This window comes from Chitinispirillales bacterium ANBcel5 (assembly GCA_029688955.1).
GTDB classification, from domain to species: domain Bacteria; phylum Fibrobacterota; class Chitinivibrionia; order Chitinivibrionales; family Chitinispirillaceae; genus Cellulosispirillum; species Cellulosispirillum alkaliphilum.
In genome coordinates, this window is sequence record JARUKZ010000111.1 from 1 (window position 1) to 1,149 (window position 1,149).

General features: G+C 37.8%; 1 protein-coding gene. It reads right to left on the bottom strand.

The annotated features are described in order from the left end of the window. Nucleotides 1-854 (bottom strand): hypothetical protein (locus tag QA601_18945; protein MDG5817179.1); only part of this gene is annotated, 854 nt, incomplete at its 3' end. Nucleotides 855-1,149: the final 295 nt, after the last annotated feature.

Sequence of the window (1,149 nt, forward strand, 5' to 3'; positions counted from 1 at the left end):
TCAGATTCTTCATCAGAAATAACACTAAGCTCTTCATCACCAAAATCTTCTTCATTAAGCAGAAGTATTTCAAAGGTATCAAAGTCATCATCACAGGATTCAAAGTAAAGTGTATCGGTTTGGCTAAGAGTCATTACACTCTCTTTTTCGGGTATTTGTGCAAAACAGGGCTCATTGTGAACCGTGAGTTCAAATTCAATGTAGTCAAAGATATCATCTTCATCTGATGCTCTAAGAAAGAGTGTGTATTCTCCCGGCTCCTCAATCAGCAAAGGAATATATCCTTCCAGATCGGAATAGGAAAAATCAAGGTCTGAGGTATCCTGCCCTGATATGAAAAGTCCAGATACCGAGTTGGGGGGACTTCTGTCTTCAATAATAGTAAAGCCTATAGTATCCGGTTTCTTAGTAAGGATAGTGTACTCTGAACCAAGAGAATCTTTATCGAAATAGAAGGGCTTGCTTAGGACTGTAAGCGGTAGAATTGAAGTTTTTTCTTCACGGGGGTCAGAGTTCAGTGTTGCTGTAGCGATAAGTTCAACATCTCCCGAAACGGAGAAGATGTGAGTAAAGGTGATGGTATCATGCCAGCTATCGCCTTCAAACTCATACACAAAAGTTGTATCAAAAGCTGATTCCTCACATGAGATATGGATCGATTCGACAAAATTGGGGAGAGTGATTTCAATGTTTATATCTACAGGCTGGCCCTCAATGACATCGCTGTTTTCGTCATTGAGCCTTAGATTTATAGCTGCAAGGTTAACATTTTCTCCTGGATTGGTAGGGGATCTGCAGCTCATGTAAAAAAGAAAAGCAGCGACCAGTAATAGCAGCATTTTACACCTGTACATAGTAGAGCCCCCAATTTTGGATATTTCTGATTTGTTTTGATGTTCAGTAAGTATAGTTAGTGACCAGCTTAAGAAAAGTATCAATCAGGTAAAATATTTTATCCTGCTCTCTCTGTCAATAATAAAAATATCTTTATGTTGCTTGGGATTACTTTCTGAGATATAACTTGTATCAAAACTATAACTTCCTGAACAATATATTCTTATCTATAGTGGGTGGTTTGGTGCTGAAACGATAAAAAGTGCCCTTTTTTATCTTGTTTATTGCTCTTTTAAACGCCTATTTAGCTAATTA